Source organism: Paenibacillus forsythiae T98 (genome assembly GCF_000520735.1).
Lineage (GTDB): Bacteria > Bacillota > Bacilli > Paenibacillales > Paenibacillaceae > Paenibacillus_AQ > Paenibacillus_AQ forsythiae.
Genome location: NZ_ASSC01000154.1, coordinates 1 through 361 on the forward strand (window position 1 = coordinate 1; position 361 = coordinate 361).

Below are 361 nucleotides of genomic sequence, written 5' to 3' on the forward strand. Positions count from 1 at the left end.
GCTGCTGCTGTCGGCGATTCTGACCATGACGGTCGGCAAATCCCGCAAAGTATCCGGGCAGCAGCCTGAGCCGAAGCTGGGGGTGTCCGCGCGGTGAAGATCCAGCTGGCGCTAGACCGGATGAGCATAGAGGAAGCGGCAGATATGGTCCGGCGCACGGAGCCCTATATCGACTGGATCGAGGTGGGCACCTCGCTGATCAAGGAATTCGGCATGGCGTCCGTGGAAGCGCTTAAGCGCGAATTTCCGCATAAAACTATAGTTGCGGACATGAAGACCTTCGATAACGCGCAGTACGAATTCGAGCTGTGCTTTGGCGCCGGGGCGGATGTCGCGACCGTTATGGGCGCGGCTCCGCCGG

At 60.7% G+C, this 361-nt stretch carries 1 protein-coding gene; it reads left to right on the forward strand.

The window, feature by feature from the left end:
• Window positions 1-93: 93 nt before the first annotated feature.
• Window positions 94-361: orotidine 5'-phosphate decarboxylase / HUMPS family protein (locus tag L692_RS0105915; protein WP_025698066.1), on the forward strand; the 268-nt coding region annotated here is incomplete at its 3' end.